Origin of the sequence: Clostridium aromativorans, from assembly GCF_020908015.1 — a bacterium.
Classification (GTDB): Bacteria; Bacillota; Clostridia; order Clostridiales; family Clostridiaceae; genus Clostridium_B; species Clostridium_B aromativorans.
In genome coordinates, this window is the sequence record NZ_JAJJPB010000006.1 from 1 (window position 1) to 17011 (window position 17011).

13 protein-coding genes are annotated in these 17011 nt (G+C 36.6%); 2 read left to right on the forward strand and 11 right to left on the reverse strand.

Features of this window, described 5'->3' with window-relative positions; translation table 11 throughout:
* Window positions 1-162 precede the first annotated feature (162 nt).
* The gene (locus tag LN736_RS06780; RefSeq protein WP_229981244.1) at window positions 163-1407 is read left to right on the forward strand and encodes an IS110 family RNA-guided transposase; all 1245 of its coding nucleotides are present in this window, start codon (window positions 163-165) and stop codon (window positions 1405-1407) included.
* Window positions 1408-1590: 183 nt separating this feature from the next.
* Here LN736_RS06780 and LN736_RS06785 read toward each other — a convergent pair whose 3' ends face one another.
* The 5 genes from LN736_RS06785 to LN736_RS06805 all read right to left on the reverse strand — a co-directional run bounded on the left by LN736_RS06785 (window position 1591) and on the right by LN736_RS06805 (window position 7401).
* Window positions 1591-3285 carry a vWA domain-containing protein gene (locus tag LN736_RS06785; RefSeq protein ID WP_229981245.1) on the reverse strand — a complete coding sequence of 565 codons (1695 nt, stop codon included), beginning with the start codon at window positions 3283-3285 and terminating at the stop codon, window positions 1591-1593.
* A 2-nt stretch (window positions 3286-3287) separates the two neighbouring features.
* On the reverse strand, window positions 3288-4202 hold the full coding sequence (locus LN736_RS06790; protein WP_150355519.1) for an AAA family ATPase: 915 nt from the start codon (window positions 4200-4202) through the stop codon (window positions 3288-3290).
* 64 nt (window positions 4203-4266) lie between these two features.
* Window positions 4267-4863 (reverse strand): TraR/DksA C4-type zinc finger protein, encoded by a 597-nt coding sequence (locus LN736_RS06795; protein ID WP_229981246.1) that lies wholly within the window; start codon window positions 4861-4863, stop codon window positions 4267-4269.
* A 207-nt stretch (window positions 4864-5070) separates the two neighbouring features.
* On the reverse strand, window positions 5071-5904 hold the full coding sequence (locus LN736_RS06800; protein WP_229981247.1) for a 4Fe-4S binding protein: 834 nt from the start codon (window positions 5902-5904) through the stop codon (window positions 5071-5073).
* A gap of 42 nt (window positions 5905-5946) precedes the next feature.
* Window positions 5947-7401, reverse strand: coding sequence for a class I SAM-dependent DNA methyltransferase (locus tag LN736_RS06805; protein ID WP_150355466.1), 1455 nt, complete (start codon window positions 7399-7401; stop codon window positions 5947-5949).
* Window positions 7402-7700: 299 nt separating this feature from the next.
* On the opposite strand from LN736_RS06805, the gene LN736_RS06810 reads away from it, so the two are divergent.
* Complete coding sequence (locus LN736_RS06810; RefSeq protein WP_150355465.1) at window positions 7701-7907, forward strand: TOBE domain-containing protein; 207 nt, start codon at window positions 7701-7703, stop codon at window positions 7905-7907.
* 81 nt (window positions 7908-7988) lie between these two features.
* On the opposite strand, the gene LN736_RS06815 is transcribed toward LN736_RS06810, so the two are convergent.
* The 6 genes from LN736_RS06815 to nifD all read right to left on the reverse strand — a co-directional run bounded on the left by LN736_RS06815 (window position 7989) and on the right by nifD (window position 17006).
* Window positions 7989-8738, reverse strand: coding sequence for a homocitrate synthase (locus tag LN736_RS06815; RefSeq protein WP_150355464.1), 750 nt, complete (start codon window positions 8736-8738; stop codon window positions 7989-7991).
* 30 nt (window positions 8739-8768) lie between these two features.
* Window positions 8769-9803, reverse strand: coding sequence for a homocitrate synthase/isopropylmalate synthase family protein (locus LN736_RS06820; protein WP_106010185.1), 1035 nt, complete (start codon window positions 9801-9803; stop codon window positions 8769-8771).
* A 45-nt stretch (window positions 9804-9848) separates the two neighbouring features.
* Entirely contained in the window at window positions 9849-12542 is a 2694-nt protein-coding gene (nifB, locus tag LN736_RS06825) for a nitrogenase cofactor biosynthesis protein NifB (protein ID WP_106010206.1), read from the reverse strand.
* Between the two features lie 22 nt (window positions 12543-12564).
* Window positions 12565-13923 carry a nitrogenase iron-molybdenum cofactor biosynthesis protein NifE gene (gene nifE / locus LN736_RS06830; protein ID WP_150355463.1) on the reverse strand — a complete coding sequence of 453 codons (1359 nt, stop codon included), beginning with the start codon at window positions 13921-13923 and terminating at the stop codon, window positions 12565-12567.
* 93 nt (window positions 13924-14016) lie between these two features.
* Window positions 14017-15378, reverse strand: coding sequence for a nitrogenase component 1 (locus LN736_RS06835; protein ID WP_150355462.1), 1362 nt, complete (start codon window positions 15376-15378; stop codon window positions 14017-14019).
* Window positions 15378-17006 (reverse strand): nitrogenase molybdenum-iron protein alpha chain, encoded by a 1629-nt coding sequence (nifD, locus tag LN736_RS06840; protein WP_229981248.1) that lies wholly within the window; start codon window positions 17004-17006, stop codon window positions 15378-15380. The genes LN736_RS06835 and nifD overlap by 1 nt, the downstream gene beginning before the upstream one ends.
* Window positions 17007-17011: the final 5 nt, after the last annotated feature.

Below are 17011 nucleotides of genomic sequence, written 5' to 3' on the forward strand. Positions count from 1 at the left end.
ATGTTTATATGTGTAGACTGCCTTTTCAAGCACAAATAAGTGTACCTTTGAGTACGTAACCTTATCTTTGTTTAAACAATCTCGTTTAAATGCTAGGCTGTCAGTCAATGTCGTTTATCCCTATAATTTTTTAGAACTTCTTAGTTCAGAAAGGAGTCCCATATGGCTTTGAAAATCGTGTACAAAATCTGTTGTGGAATTGATGTCCACAAAACTTTTGTAGTTGCTTGTATTGCAACTACTAATTCTATAGGTATTACTACCTACAAGAGCCATCGCTTTTCTACCTACACGAGGGGTCTGAAAGAGCTGTTACAATGGCTGCTTGAGTCTAATTGTAAGGATGTCTGTATGGAATCTACCGGTAAATACTGGATTCCCGTGTACAACGTCTTAGAAAAAGGTTGTTCCATTGTACTTGCACATCCTAAATACGTTAAGGCTATTCGTGGTAAAAAAACTGACAAGAAAGATGCGAAATGGACTGCTGACCTGTTTAAGCATGATCTTGTTGCCGGTAGCTTTATGCCTCCTGCTGATATCCGTCAGCTGCGCGACCTTATGCGCTATCGTTACAAACTAACCTGCTTTATGTCCAGCGAGAAGAACCGTCTCCAAAACTGTCTCACGGTTTCCAACATTCAATTGGGAAACGTTGTTTCGGACACTTTTGGTAAAAGTTCAAAAAGAATTTTAGACAAAATTCTTGAAAATCCTTTGGATACTTCTTTTGATATTAAACCTTTAATTCATGGCTCTATGAAGAACAAAATTCCCGAACTAGAGCTCGCCGTTGATGGATATATTTCTCCTGAACAGGCTGGTAAATTAAAGATTATTAAGAAGCATTTTGAGGATTTGGAATCCCGGAAAGCAGAGTTAGAAGAACTGATTCTTGCGCTCGCCAGTCCCTATCAGCAAGAACTCGACCTAATTCTAACTGCTCCATCATTTAAGAATCCTTTCTCTGCAATTACTGTTATTTCAGAAATTGGTGTCAACATGGAGGCTTTTCCTTCGGCGAAACACTTATGTTCATGGGCAGGTCTAACTCCTACCAACAATGAAAGTGCAGGGAAGAAAAAATCTGTCCGGGTTTCCAAAGCCGGATGCTACATCAAGCCACTTTTAGTACAATGTGCTACTTCTGTGGTTAAAAGTGAAAAGCATCCAGAAATACGTAACCGCTATCTTCGTTTAAGAAAGCGTCGCGGTCACAAGAAAGCAATCATTGCAATAGCAAGAATGCTTCTAACAGCATTATACAACATGTTAAAAAATAAAGAAACTTATAATGCTGAACTTTATAGAAAGGCAGATGTTATACCTGTTGAACGTGAAATCACAGTGGAGCAAGCAATTTTAATGGCACAGTTCCAAGGTTACAAAATCAAGTCAGCTACCTAACCTTAACTTGCTAAATATTTAATTTTCAAAAAGTCATCAAATGATGGCTTATTTGCTATGCGCTTTTACTATGTTTCCAATTCATACTTTAATTTTCAACCTTGAATTCCTCCAAAGTCCACTTATTATAAATTTTATATGTTTTCAAATTGTACATAATATCTTTGATCATTTACCTAATTTTTACTCATACATGTTATTCAATTTATTTTGCAGCACGATCCCAACTATATCAGCAAATCTTTTTGGAGATTTTATATACACTAAATTGCGGCCGTATATCTTCTTGGCAGCAGGAAGATCTTCATTACGTCCTGTGAAAACACCAAGGACGTAAACTCCATTCTGCTGCAAACCTTTCCTCACTTCCAAAGCAGTGTCATTTACACCCATATCATCTGAATAACTGTATTCAACAGGATTGGTTCCACTTGCAGGGATACACTGCATATCATTGGGTTTCCCATCAGATAGGACTATGAGCATTTTATGTCTGCAGTTTAATTTTTTCATCATATGAAGTGCAGTACGTATAGCCAAACCGTCTCTATTACATCCTGAAGCCGTATAATTGAAAATCCTATTGTTCTTGTCAACTTCATCATAATCACGAAAAAGATTGATAATTGTATAATCGTGAAAACTGCAAAAAGAGTAGACTTTTACAGGAATTTGACAGCGTGTAAGGCTTTCAGCTATGATATATCCTTCCGTTGCAATAATTTCCTGACGATTTTTTTGTGATAATGATGCATCCAGCATTATATCCACCGTTAGATCTCTGATATCATTTTTAAGATTTTTTATAAAAATTTTATTGTCATAAAGATAAAGACTTCTCCAAATCTTTCCTACTATAAGTTTTCCCCTTTCCGCTCTGCAGGAAGATTCACGGTTAATGAGCATTACATTTTTAATTTTATTCGTCAACTTTAAGATGTTATTATTATTTCTTGCAAAATTTTCATTATAATGTATATTATTTTTTTCTCTTTGTTTTAAAACATCACCTCGATGTTTAACTGTACTAATATTACTTTTAATATGAACATCAAAATCCCCTCTTGTAAAATAAACATGACAATTTTTATGGTTTCCAACACACAAAATTTTTTCTAAAGCCTTTATCCGCGGTTCTTGCAAAATGGAAACTCCATAATACCCCTGCATAAATTTTCTATCGTATTTATTGATTTGATCTACAGATTTAAGCCAACTAAAAGCTCTGCGTAATTCATTTTTAGGACGTTTAAAAAATGAATTATGCCTAGAATTCGCTCCCTTCACCTTTACTTGAAAAATACTTCTGTCCTTATGTGATGTTGGAAGTATATTTTTTGATAAAAAGCGGGGTCCATATTGAAAATAAACTTTTATAATCTCCTTCATACGAGATATAATCTGCTTTGTATTCATATGTTCATCAAACTCTAAATCATTTAAAATGGTAAGTGCTAGATTTGTTGTATTAGGTTTTTCACCCAACGCTCTTTCAAAATGAGCTATCTTGATCTGATCTATAATGTCAAAAGACAAATCTGGATTACACCCGTCAAGAAATTTTTTTGAATAATCACGCCGCAGATTTTCAAGAACTAGTCGTTCATTTTTTGCTTTTTTATAAGTACAATTTTCTAAAGCTATCCATGTCAACTCTTTCAATAATTCACAGTTAGTGTCTTTTTTTAAATAGTTAAAAAATCCCTCTAAAAGTGAATAGTCATAGTATTTATGAACAGCTCCTATAATATAATTCAAGTAAAGATCAGCTTTTCCATTTTTATCATATGCCTTTATTTTTGAATTGAAGGAGTAATCAGACGAAGCATTCCATATAATATTATTGGCTCTTTTTATCTCATCATTTTGTTCCTGCATAGTTAATCTGTAAAAATTTCACTCCTTTCCGCCCTTTCTGGTATTCTCAGGCGAATAACGTCTTCTATAATCTCTCTTTCAAAGCCATCAAAAGATTTATTTGTAATGCCCATTTTCAAAGCCTCAGATGCTTTTAAGCCCTTGTCTATAAGATGAATAGAAGAAATAAGCCCCCTTAGATCTACGGATTTCGTAGAGATCTCCGAGCTTTCACTTTTCTTTTGAAGATCCTTAAACAGACCTATAAATTGTTCAAGATATTTATCTTTCATATTAGGAAATTCTCGCTTAAGCAGCTTCATAAGATTCTTGGAAGAAATTGTTGGCATTTCAATAACCATAAAACGCGAAACCAGAGCTTCATTAAGTTCTCTAGTACCTGCATATCCATAATTCATCGTAGCAATGAATCTGGCAGCATCTTCCAGAGGGATTCTGTCATAACCTGGTATGTCAATAATTCTTCGAAAATCCAGGATAGCATGAAGAAGTGCAATGGATTCATTCCTCGCCATATTGATCTCATCAAGAACTCCGAAGCCTCCCAATGTGGCACATTCATAAATTGGACCTTTTCTAAAAATGACTTGTCCATTTTTAAATGTATCAGCTCCCACAAGAGATGAAAAATCCGTATTGACATGAAAAGAAATATCCCAGATGGGCCTCCCAAAAGCAGCTGCCAGGTTTTCTGCAAAAACATTTTTTCCACTTGCCTTAGGACCAACTAAAAGAAGATTCTCTCCACAGAGAACAGCTGTAATTGCCTCCTCCCAAATTTCTTTCCCGTAATAATTGTATTTAGGTTTGGGTATTCTGTATTTTATATCAGGATTCACCTTATAAAAATTTCGGTAACACTCTATTTCAGAAATTAATTTTTCATCAATTCCCTCTCCTCTCAAAAAATTTAATATAATTAACACCTCCAACTATTCAATATCAATATTTTAAGCATAACTTCAAGTCATTCAATATACATTAAGGAAGTTGATTTTTATATTGGTCATTGCTTATTGACTCCACTGGTTCCACATATTCCTCATCTTCATCCCTGTATTCCTCTACTATATTTTTCCTTTTATTAAATTTTCCAACTGCCTGATAGCTGTCCTCCGCATCAAATTCAGTATGCCTATCATATCCGTCCTCCATGACATCTTCAAGTACATCTTCTTCCGGAGGTCTATTTTTTGTTTCTACAGGCTTTAAATTGTCCATATTTTTTTGACAGTGAACACAGTATTCTGCATAGGGAACATATTCCAAACGTTCCTTTTCTATCTCTTTGCCGCATTTTTTACACATTCCATAGGTACCGTCTTCCATATTCTTCAACGCACTGTCTATCTTCCCTATAATAATTTCCTCATTTTTTTGAAAAGCCAATCCTCTCTCTTTATCGTACAGGCTGCTGGCACTATCTGCAGGGTGATTGTCATAAGCAGACAATTCAGAAGAAAATTCTTCATTGGACTTTATAGTGTCATTCCTTTCCATCTGTATCAATAGATCCTCTGCTTCCCTTCTTTGTGATTTCAATTTATTCTTGAACTTTTCCAGTAAATTATTATCCATAGTTATAAAACTTCCCTTCATAATTATTTCAACATACATATATTTTAGCTAAAATGATGAAGGTTTATTCTATAAGCCAAAATTTTTCTTTAATTTTTTCAACATATTTTTATACCTAGTATTTTTCTTCAGAGCTTCGAATGAGGTTCAGATGAAAAAAAGCATTTCTCACTAGCAGACTGCATCTGAACCTAGAAATCACTTGACCTAGTAACTTCCCCTAGGTATTTTAAATTCACAGGGTACTTCAACCTGGCATTTTCCACATCCATACCTGGGCTTATATTTTTCAGATGTTTCATCTAAAAATCTGGCACAGACAATATGATCTTTTCCTCTTTCTACGGATATGGCCCTGGAGGGGCAATTCTCAGCACATTTACCGCACATTATGCAGTATTCATATATGTCCTTGTATTTTCTCTCATCAGGAGATAAATATAATTCTGTAACAATGCTTCCAATTCTTCCGGCTATGCCCTTTTGCGTTATAAGCCCCCTTGAAAGTCCAAATGATCCAAGACCGCATACAAAACCTACATGCCTCTCAGACCAGTTGCTTGTAAAGGACAATTCAGGATGTAGTGGACTACCTTCAAATTTCACTGACCAAAACCTTTCATCCAAGGAAGGTACTACACTATCATATCCTTCTTCCATTAATTTTGATTTCAAATGATTGCAAAGTTTATTTAAAAAATTTTGGCCTTCAATACGCCCATGAAGCCACTCTCTAGAAGGCCACAACATGTCCCTTTTATTTCCCTTCCTGACTGTTTCACTAAAAGGCAGAAAAAAGGATATAACAGTCTTAGAGTTTGGAAGCCATTCTTTCGGTGCCATAAAATGTTTTCCAACTGCATACGGTTTCTTCAACAGTAAAAAATACTCGTCACTGGCAGATCCAAATACCAAGATCGGTTTCTCGAAAATTTTCATCCCTATGACATCTTCTGAAATAGCTTCTTTCTTACCTATATAATTGTACTTTGAGTTCTCAACAAAATCCTCTGCGGCTTTTATTAAATCCTGTCTATTCACTATTATCCCCCCATATCACCACAATTTAAGATTATAATATAATCAATCAATCATTTTACTCAATTCATCTATACCATCTGATATCTCTTTTTCAAGTCTCTTTACTCTGTCAAGAATAACTTTAGGCTCATCGTAATGAACTTCCTTATATTCTACTTCCCTATACCTGTTTATAGAAAGATCATAATCATTTTCTCTTATTTCATATACAGGCACAAAAAAACTCTGGTCAGTTCTCTTTCTATCCGTTTCACCTTCTAAGTTGTTGAATCTTGCTATTATATCAGGTATATCGTTGTTTGCCACAGGTCTTCTCTTGTCATCCAGCGAAAATCCATCTGACTTCATATCATAAAACCATACCTTGTCTGTTCCACCGCTGCCCGTTTTTATAAATATAAGAACCGCTGTGGATACTCCTGCATAAGGTTTGAAAACTCCACTTGGCATACTTATAACAGCTTTCAGCTTGTTGTTATCTATTATTTCTTTTCTTACCTCCTTGTGACCTTTGGTAGATCCAAACAGCACCCCTTCTGGCACAATAGAAGCACACCTTCCCCCAATCTTTAATATTCTCAAAAAAAGTGCCAGAAACAAAAGCTCCGTCTTCTTAGTTTTAGTAATTTTTAAAAGATCTCCAGAAACCGCCTGATAATCGAGGCTTCCCTTGAAAGGAGGATTTGTCATAACAAGCGTATATTTTCCGATGTCTCTGTTTTTTTTAGAAAGAGAGTCCCTATATTCAATATTTGGAATGTCAACTCCATGAAGCATCATATTCATGGCACCAATTCTAAGCATAGTTCTATCAATGTCAAATCCATTGAACATCTTGTTGTCAAAGTGATCTTTTAGCCTGGATATTGAAAATAAATCACTGTAATTATTCCTCAAATATTCCTCTGCTCCAACTAGAAAACCTGCAGTACCCATTGCAGGGTCAACTATAATGTCTTCTGGCGTAGGTTTCATCAACTCAGTTATCATCTTTATTATATGCCTTGGGGTTCTGAACTGACCATTGGTACCTGAAGTGGAAACTTTAGAAAGCAGATACTCATAGAGATCTCCCTCTACATCTCCAACGCCTAAATCAAGTTTGTCTATGGCATCAACTATCTTAGACAACATAAGATCTGTAGGTATCTTGAAAATGGCATCTGACATGTACTTTGAATATGCAGAGCTTCTATTTCCATAAACGTTTTTTATAAAAGGAAAAACCCCTTCAGACACTATTTTGTACAGCTGCCCTGCTTCTTCATTCTTAAATCTACTCCACCTCAAATATTGTTTACTTTCCGGAAATGTTTTTTTTAATTTGGCTGCAGTAAGCTCAGTATTGCTCTCATTTAAAGTTTCATTATCATCTAGATCTTTTATAAACAGAAGATATGTAAACTGCTCTATTACCTCCAGCGGATTTGTAATACCTCCGGTCCAGAATATCTCCCATATTCTATCTATTTTATTCTTCAATTCACCCGTGATCATCTGCTATCTCCTATATTATATAGATGAATTTTTTCAACTCTCCTGATTTAAGTATACTATAAAGTACTGAAAATAAAAGTTTTTTACTAAATTTAGTTTATGCACATATTTCAAGCATATAATATCTTAGGCTGTATTTACAATCGAAATCCGTCAAAATACTAGCTTATTAATGGTTTCTTTGATAAAATATTCATAACAATCATCTGTTATGAAATTTTTCTAAATTATAGTATAATTAGACTCTAATAAGAAAAACTTATATATAAAATAAACACAAAGGAGGAACAGATATAATCATGAAAATTAGTGCGAGAAATCAACTAAAGGGAAAAATAATTGAAATCAAGGAGGGAGCTGTAAATGGTGAGGTAATACTAGATATAGGAAATGGGAACAAGATATGCTCCATCATAACTATGGATGCAATAAAAAACTTGGGACTTAAAGTAGGATCTGAAGCCACGGCAGTGATCAAAGCATCAAATGTAATGATTATGATCTAGTATGGCTTACTTGTATAAAATTTTTTATAATGTATGATGACTGCCTTTATGAATAAAAAATATCCATAAAAAGAACGCCTTTTATAGAGGCGCTCTTGACATACCAACAATTACATTCAACACCTGCATAAATTTCAGAAAATCACAGTTCCCAGCTCTTTCACCTATTCCGGATATAGTACAGTCCACAAATTTAGCCCCCGCCTCAGCTGCTCCGAGAGAATTTGAAAGAGCCATCCCAAAATCATCATGGGCGTGTATTTCAATTTCCACAGGTACTTCCTGCATCAATTTTTTTACACTGTAGAATACCCTCCTGGGATAAGATATTCCAACTGTGTCTGAATATCTCACCCTTTTAATTCCCATTTCAGAAACAGCACTACAGAATTCAATTAAAAAATTTATATCCGATCTGCTGGCATCCTCCATCCCTATGGTGACTTCAAAGCCTCTGTCAAGGGCATAGGCAGCACACCTTTTTACTCTGTCCAAAACCCATTTCTTATCTTTTCCCAGTTTTGAACTAATCTGCAGATCAGATGTCGGAATAGATATATGAATTATATCAACATTGCAATCTATGGATGCATCTATATCCTTGATATTTGCCCTGTTCCATGAAGATATCCTGCTTTTTAATCCCAAACCTGCAATTCTTTTAATGCTTTCCTTCTCATATCCGCCCATAGCCGGACAGCCCGCTTCTATTTGATAAATTCCCATGTCATCGATAAGTTTTGCAATTCTCACTTTTTCATTTACTCCAAAAGCTATACCAGCTTTTTGCTCGCCGTCTCTTAAAGTAGTATCAACTATCTTTACATCCACAATCACACCTTCTTTCAGATAAGCTCTACTTCAAGCTGATTTTTTAAAGTCGTTGAACATTTTGAGCAATTCATCATCCAAAATATTTCTCTTGAGTTCAGTACTCACTTTTCTTATTTTATCCAAAAATTTTTCAATATTCACACCCTCATAGTCCACATTGAGTTCTTTCAATTTGACCATGACAGCCTTTTTACCCGAATGTTTGCCTATATACATGGTTCTCGTTCCACCTATATCACAGGGATTGTAAGGTTCGTAATTTCGAGGATTTTTTTCTATTCCATCCACATGAATTCCCGATTCGTATTTAAAAATATCTTTTCCTATTACAGCTTTCATGGGGGATACTTTTTTATCTGTAAGTTTTTCATAAACTCCCACCGCTTTTGCCAGTAATTTTAAATTACCGTGAAGCTCTCCATTTTTTATGATTTTAAGGGCTAAAACAACTTCCTCCAGGGGTGCCATATTGTAAATTTGTCCATTAAAAGCTGTAGATACAGAGTCCGCTCCGTCGACACAGGCTTCCAGACTGACAGAAGTGGCCATATAATATTTATTGCTTGCACAAAAATCAACATAGACAGAAAATCTGTCCTTTATACCTTCTATAAATCTACTCCAGCCTGATAAATTGTATTTTACCACATCTTTTACTCTAATACACACCACATCCATGCTGTTGAATATCTTATCAGATTCCTCCATAGCAATTTTATCTAAATCCCTGATACTGACTTCAAGCATTATTTTCTTGTCTTTTAATTTTTCCAGAGAATTTTCATCCAAATATCTCAGCTTTTTATAATTTAAAATGACATATTTAAATTTTTGTGCGTCAAATGCATTTTCAAATCTGCATATATATTTGAGTCCTTCTGGCAGTTCCGTGATTTTTTCAACCACTTCCTGGTTTATCTCTATAAAATCCACTCCCAGATCTTTAATAAGCGCAAGAAATTCGGCTGTCAGTTTTAGATCAATGTTTCTATTTGCTTTCACAATTTCAGGCAATGTTCTGTCTATAATGATCTTTCTATGTTTGTCTATTACAATGGACATTTTATACACCCCCTCATTCAATTCACAATTCACAGTTGAAAATTATCAGTTATCAATCTCAGTAATAGACAAAATTTCAGGTTCGGCAGCTTTTTCAAGTTCCTTTGCAGCTTTTACCACCGCCCTGTTTATGGAATCATACATCTCCATAACCTTTATATTCTTCGCCTCCAGCTTTTCTCTGGGATCATCTCCAATTCTCAGCACGATTACTCCATCACAGTCACCTATAGTCCTCATTATTTTAGACATTTTATCTTCCTGATCCAAACAATCATAAATTCCCATACAATACTTATCTACATTTCTTTTTTCCAGAAGTCTTATGCTGCCCTGGTCATAGGAATATATATAAAATTCGTTAGCATGCCCAAAATGCTGATCTATGTTAATGCCCGATTTAGAAGAAATTGCAAACTTATATTTTCCACCCTCAGGGGCAGTTTCTTCAGGCTCATTTTTTTCTACTTTACCGGAGCACTTGCTTATGCAGCCTTCGCAGCCTATATTCCTAAAATCTATAGAGTGATCCTCCGACAGAGTTCCTATGGCATCTGCCCTGCACTGCCTGCAGTGATACATCTGCTTTATATCAACTTCACATTTTTTTCTCATTTCATTCAATTCCACATTTGAAACCAGCGGCAGATCTTCAAATCTGCTTCCCTGTACAGGTATCATCTGCATTATATTTGTCATATATGCCCCGCACTCTTTTACCTTTTTTATAACTTCCACTATGTGATTGTCATTTATACCCTTGAGCATAACTGTATTTACTTTGCATACTATGCCTTTCGAGCAGAGATACTTGAGCCCTGCGAGCTGGTTGTTTAAAAGTATTTCAGCTCCCTCTTCCCCTGTATATTTATGTCCTAAATAATTGACTTCCCTGTATATTTTTGCCCCTATTTTCTTGTCTACAGCATTTATCGTAACTGTAACATGCGACACTCCAAGCTCTATCAGCTGATTTACATAGAAAGGAAGCATAAGCCCGTTGGTTGAAAGACAGAAAGTTGTCTCAGGAGAATACTGTCTTATGAGTTCAAGAGATTTTTTCACTTCATCAAAGTTTGCAAGAGCATCTCCAGGTCCTGCTATTCCCACCACAGTCAGGTTTTTAATCTTGCTTTTCACCGCCTTGAATTTTTGAAGGGCTTCCTCAGGACTAAGCACCCCGCTTGTAACTCCTGGTCTGCTTTCATTTGCACAGTCATATTTTCTGCTGCAGTAATTACAGCTTATATTGCATTTAGGTGCAACAGGTATGTGCATTCTGGCAAATTTATGTGCGTTGTCTCCAAAACACGGATGAGTGCAGGTTTTATCGCCAACTGATTTTTCTTCTTTCTCCATTTTTGCCATAGGTGCATAAAAATCATTATATGCCTTTTCCCTATAAGTATTTTGAGTATGCTCCAGAACTGCATTTGCCACAGAATCTATTAAAAACGAAGAACCCGTGTATCCGGTTATAACCTGTCTCTGACCGCCAACCCTGTCATGTATAGGAAATCCTATCCTTATCAATTTCAGCTTCAGTTTTCCTGCCATCCTCCTTCCATCGGAATTTCCAAGCATCAAATTGATTTTCAGCTTTTCTGCATAACTTTCCATGGTGCCAAAATCCGTATCATCCAAAACTATGGAATCTTCCTTTTGAACTTTAAGTTCCTCCTTGAGTCTGCGGCGAAGTTCAGGATTTTTAGATCCCATTGCAGCCATCTTTATAAGTATCCCATTTTCAAGACAGAGTCTGGCAACTGCATATACAAGCTCCGGCTCGCCATACAGCATCACCCGGGCTTCCCCTGTATACTTATGGTTGTCAATCATGGCATCCAGATATCTTCCTCTCTGAACTACATATTCCTCTGGAATAGGAACTCCAGTCAACTTCGATACCAGGTCGATAAACTGGTTCGTATTTCTAAAGCCAATGGGAATAGGGCATTTATAAAGAGGTACATCGTACTCATTCTGCAAATACATTCCTGGAGACTTTTCATCGGATACGGTAACTCCCATTTCAATAGTGGCTGCTGCTCCAGGCATTTTTTTAATATCCTCTATTTTTGTGCCGCCCTTCGGTATCCTCCTGTATTTGTCATTATGTGCAGAATCGAGGGTATTTGACACATCCGGTAAAATTGTATATCCTATCTTGAAATCATCAAGTATTCTCTTTATATTTCTCACATCTCCCGGATTCAGGTTGGCACATATTATATTCAATTTACCTGTACTTTCAGATTTCTCACAGACTTGTTCAACAATACTCCTCAGTGCCGTATAGTATCCCTCGGCCTGAGTGGCTCCATATCCTGGAGTTGAAGCAGTTATTATTTTTATATGCTTTATCTTTTCATTATCCTTTTCTTCTTCATAAAATTCTTCTACAATTCTTTTTGTATCTTCTCCTATAGTCTCCGCAAGACAGGTTGTCATTACACCAATAGTAGTGGGCTCGTACATCTTAATCATATTTCTAAGACCTTTTTTAAGATTTTTGGTACCTCCATACACAGTGCCTTGTTCGGTAAGAGCAGATGATGCTATATCAACAGGTTCATTATAATGAGTTGCCATATGTCTTCTTATATAAGTACTGCAGCCTTGAGAGCCATGTAAAATAACCATGTTGTTTTCTATTCCCTTAAAAGCCATTACTCCTCCCATGGGCATGCACATTTTACACGGATTTACATCCACATTGACCAGTTTTTTATTACCCATTCCAATCATCTCCTCAAATTTTTTATACATAGTCCCAAACAGGGCTGTTTACAGTTAAATCTATCTCTTTTGCAAAATTTATAGCACCCTGAAATCCCCCAAGTATGTGCTTTCTCTCATGATTATGATCGCAAAATGCAACTCCCAGCTTATATGCAAGAGGCCTCTCTTTGACGCCGCCTACAAGTACATCTGCTCCCTTTTCCACCATGAATTTCTCAAGTTCATAGGGATTTGCATCATCAAGTATTACTGTTCCATCTTTTGTAATCTGCCTTATTATTTCATAGTCCTCAGGTTTTCCAGTCTGTGTTCCCACCATTACAGTTTCCATTCCCAGATCCCTGAACTGCTTTATAAGAGATATGGCCTTATAACCTCCGCCTACATATATAGCTGCTTTTTTACCCTTAAGTCTGCCCCTGTAATAATCAAGCTCCGGCTGTATTTTTTCACTTTCAGCCTTTATAAGTTCCCGAGCTCTTTCTACAGTTTCCTCATCTCCCACAATATTTGCAACCTGAAGCAGTGAATTTTCAGTATCTTCAAGTCCCACGAAGCTTGTTTTTATAAATGGAATATCATATAATTCCTCCATCTGCTTGGCCAGATATCCCATGGAACCGGCACATTGAACTATATTGAGCTTTGCCTCAGGTGCCTTGACTATTTCGTCAACTTTTCCATCACCTGTAAGTTTTGAAACAATATCAATGCCTATTCTCTTTAAATAATTTTCCACTACCCAGACTTCTCCTGCCAGATTGAAATCCCCAAGATAGTTTATTCCGCTCACTTTCTTATCACTTTTTTTATCTCCTATGAGCTTCAATATAGCATTACAGGCAGCTCTGTAACCTGTGGATTTATTCCCTGAAAATCCTGGCGACTTTACAGGTATTACCCTTATTCCATATTTTTCTTCAGCATTTCTACAGACTGCATCTATGTCATCACCTATAACTCCCACTATGCAGGTGGCATATATGAAAATAACCTTGGGATGAAATTTTTTAACTATCTCATCAACAGCTTCCCTCAGCTTTTTTTCTCCTCCAAATATGACATCTGTCTCACTTAAATCCGTTGAAAAACTGTTTCTGAACAATTCCGAACCGCTAGACAGGCTGCCCCTCAGGTCCCAGGTATAAGCTGCGCACCCTATTGGTCCATGTATTAAATGGAAGGCATCTGTTATAGGATTTAGTACTACTCTTGCGCCACAGTACACACAGGCTCTCTGGCTAACTGCACCGGAAACACTGTTTTCTTCGCATCTGATCTTTGAATTCTTATTTTTGGAGTTGTAACATACAAATTCTCTTCTATCTTCTATAATTTCAGCTTTCTCGGCTTCCAATCTCAACTGAATATTTTCCATAAAGATCCCCTCCATTAAATAAAAAGTACTTATAATATCAAGTTTGGATTCAAGGTGATGCCTGAATCCAAACCAGTCTTTAATTCATATGATTTATCGTACTACTTCAAAATCCTCCTCTTTACACTCTCTGTCATCCTTGTCGAGCATTGCATCACACATTCTCCTTACCAAATCTATGGCACCGGAGTAGCCCACTTTAGGAGTGTACTGATGTCCATACCTGTCCATTACAGGAAATCCAAATCTGACAAACGGAATGTCTTCTGCTCTGGCAATAAATTTTCCATAGGTATTGGATATCAAAAGATCCACGCCTTCATTTTTTATAAGCTGATGCATCTCAAAGAAATCACTATTAGCTTTTACAATTCCCTCTATACCGGCTTTATCCATAATGGCTTTGATCTTTTTCTCAAATAATGCTCCAGGAGTACCTGTTATTACATATTTGGGGGTCATTCCCAGGGTTATTAAAAATTGAACTAGTGGAATTACAACATCTGGATCTCCAACTACAGCTGCCTTTTTACCGTTGAAGTATTGAGCACAGTCAAGGATTAAATCAAGAAGCTGACCTCTTTCTTCCTCAATTTCTTCAGACACAGGCTTTCCTGTAATTTTAGCTAATGTCATAATCAAATCATCCATTGCATCAATTCCAATGGGAACCTCTAATGTTTTGAAGGGAACTTTGCATTTAGTCTCCAATTTCTTGGCTGCATCTTCTGAAGAATAGCTCCCAAAAGCTATAGTCATATCCGAATTTCCAGCATCTATTATATCTTTAACCCTGGTACCGCCTTCAGGAAATACTTTATAGTCGCCTGTATTTGGTGCATCAAGCACTCCATTGGTATCAGGAAATATTATATATGGGATATCCATAAGTCTGAATATTCTTTTCATCTCTTTCATGTCAGCAGGTCCTACAAAGCCAGGAATTATATTAAATTTCCCATTTTTCTTTCCACTGTTTACCGAAAGATACTGCACCATACTTCTTACCATGTTTGAAAATCCGGTGACATGTGATCCCACGTAACTTGGCGTATTTGTATGAATAACCAGCTTTCCTTCCGGTATTTCCATGTCCCTTATATAAGTAGGAAGATCATCTCCTATGGTTTCAGAAAGACATGTGGTGTGGATGGCTATTATATCTGGATTGTACATTGCAAATATATTCTTAACAGCTGTCTTTACATTTGAACCACCGCCAAACACACAGGCACCTTCAGTAAATGAACTCGAGGAAGCCAATGCCGGCTCTTTGAAATGTCTTGAAAGCACCGTCCTGTGATAAGAACAGCATCCCTGGGAACCGTGGCTGTGCGGCAGGCAATTGTGAATTCCAAGGGCTGCATACATTGCTCCAACTGGCTGGCAGGTTTTGGCTGGATTTATTCTCAAAGCTTTTCTTTTTACTAATTGTTTTGGTGTTGCATCTAACATTATTTTTCACCTCCTGAAACTGCTGCTTCATCCGACAATTTTCCCTCTATTAAAGGTTGTTTTTTCCAGGGCGGAGTCAAATACTTCCATGCCGGAGTATAAACTCCCCTTGCCAGTTCTCTGGCAAATACAACTGCACCTTTAAATCCTGCATAAGGTCCTGTATAGTCATAGGAGTGAAGCTGCCTTGACAACACTCCCATTTTTTCAATTACATACTTCTCCTTTATTCCTGTCAGAAACATATCAGGATGGAGTTCTCTTATGAATTTTTCCATTTCGTGGGCATTTAAATCGTCTATTATCACCGTATCATTATCCATTTCCTTTTCCAATCCGCCGTAATAAGATACTGGCACACCTTCTTTTCTAAGAGCTTCTGCTCTTTCCTTTGGTACTATAACACGATATTTTTCTTTATCCGGCTCTACAGTTATTTCAGGAATATTCTTGCTGTCCGCATCAACTTTTATAGTTGGAATAACTTCACTTCCTTCATAATCGTCACGATGTCCGAACTCATGGCCTGCAAGAATGGTTTTTACACCAAGATCCTTTAGCAGAACCTGATATGTCTGGGCTCTTGAGCCGCCTACATATAAACAAGCCAACTTGCCTTTTAATCTCTCTTTATAGTAATCTATGTCTGTTTCAATTTCAGCAAGTTCTTCTGCAATGATCTCTTCTGTTTTTTTATACAGATATGGATCATCAAAGACTTTTGCCAGCTCCCTCAGGGTATCAATTGTTCCCTTTATGCCTATAAAATTGCATTTGATCCATGGTATACCATACTTGGTCTGCATCATGCCTGCTATATAGTTGATTGATCTATAACACTGCACCAGATTTACATCTGCCAGATTGGCATTTTGAATGTGCTCATAACTTGCATCTCCTGTGAGAGCTGTAATCACATTATAGCCTATTTTTTCAAGAATTCTTTCAATTTCCCAGGAATCCCCGCCTATATTGTACTCTCCCAGTATATTTACTGAGTACTTTTTATGCTGGCCGTTTCCCTTTCCTATTATTTCACTCATAACCGTATTGTTCGCTATATGGTGACCTGCAGATTGTGTTACACCTTTATAACCCTCACAGTTAAAAGCAAGAACATCAATTCCATAGAGTTTCGAGGCTTCCCGTGCTACTGCATTTATATCATCACCTATAAGTCCAACAGGACATGTTGCATATACACCTATAGCCTTGGGATGGAAAATTTCAACTGCTTCCTTTATTGCATTTTTTAATTTGTCAACTCCGCCAAAGACTATATTTTTTTCTTCCATATCCGTAGAAAAAACATATTCATTAAAATTTTGTCCACCTTCTTCAGCTTTTGATTTAAATCTCCTTCCGCCCCAGGTATAAAAACAGCACCCTATAGGTCCGTGGGTTATGTGTACCATATCCTTTATAGGTCCCATAACAACGCCTTTACAACCGGCATAACAGCATCCTCTGGCTGTAATCACACCTGGTATAGTCCTTACATTAGCTGTAATGACCGGGTTTGGAGATTCTTCCGTCTTTATGACAATATGCTCTTTTCTCTTTTTATAGGTTTTAGCCGGATATGGTTCCAAAACCTCATTTACTACTTTATCTAATTTTTTTCTCATAAAAT

Bases quoted from the DNA above. Each gene is read 5' to 3' on its own strand.
- LN736_RS06780 (WP_229981244.1), top strand. From the start codon at position 163: ATGGCTTTGAAAATCGTGTACAAAATCTGTTGTGGAATTGATGTCCAC.
- LN736_RS06785 (WP_229981245.1), bottom strand. From the start codon at position 3,285: ATGCAGGAACAAAATGATGAGATAAAAAGAGCCAATAATATTATATGG.
- LN736_RS06795 (WP_229981246.1), bottom strand. From the start codon at position 4,863: ATGGATAATAATTTACTGGAAAAGTTCAAGAATAAATTGAAATCACAA.
- LN736_RS06805 (WP_150355466.1), bottom strand. From the start codon at position 7,401: ATGATCACGGGTGAATTGAAGAATAAAATAGATAGAATATGGGAGATA.
- LN736_RS06810 (WP_150355465.1), top strand. From the start codon at position 7,701: ATGAAAATTAGTGCGAGAAATCAACTAAAGGGAAAAATAATTGAAATC.
- LN736_RS06820 (WP_106010185.1), bottom strand. From the start codon at position 9,803: ATGTCCATTGTAATAGACAAACATAGAAAGATCATTATAGACAGAACA.
- nifB (WP_106010206.1), bottom strand. From the start codon at position 12,542: ATGGGTAATAAAAAACTGGTCAATGTGGATGTAAATCCGTGTAAAATG.
- nifE (WP_150355463.1), bottom strand. From the start codon at position 13,923: ATGGAAAATATTCAGTTGAGATTGGAAGCCGAGAAAGCTGAAATTATA.
- LN736_RS06835 (WP_150355462.1), bottom strand. From the start codon at position 15,378: ATGTTAGATGCAACACCAAAACAATTAGTAAAAAGAAAAGCTTTGAGA.
- nifD (WP_229981248.1), bottom strand. From the start codon at position 17,006: ATGAGAAAAAAATTAGATAAAGTAGTAAATGAGGTTTTGGAACCATAT.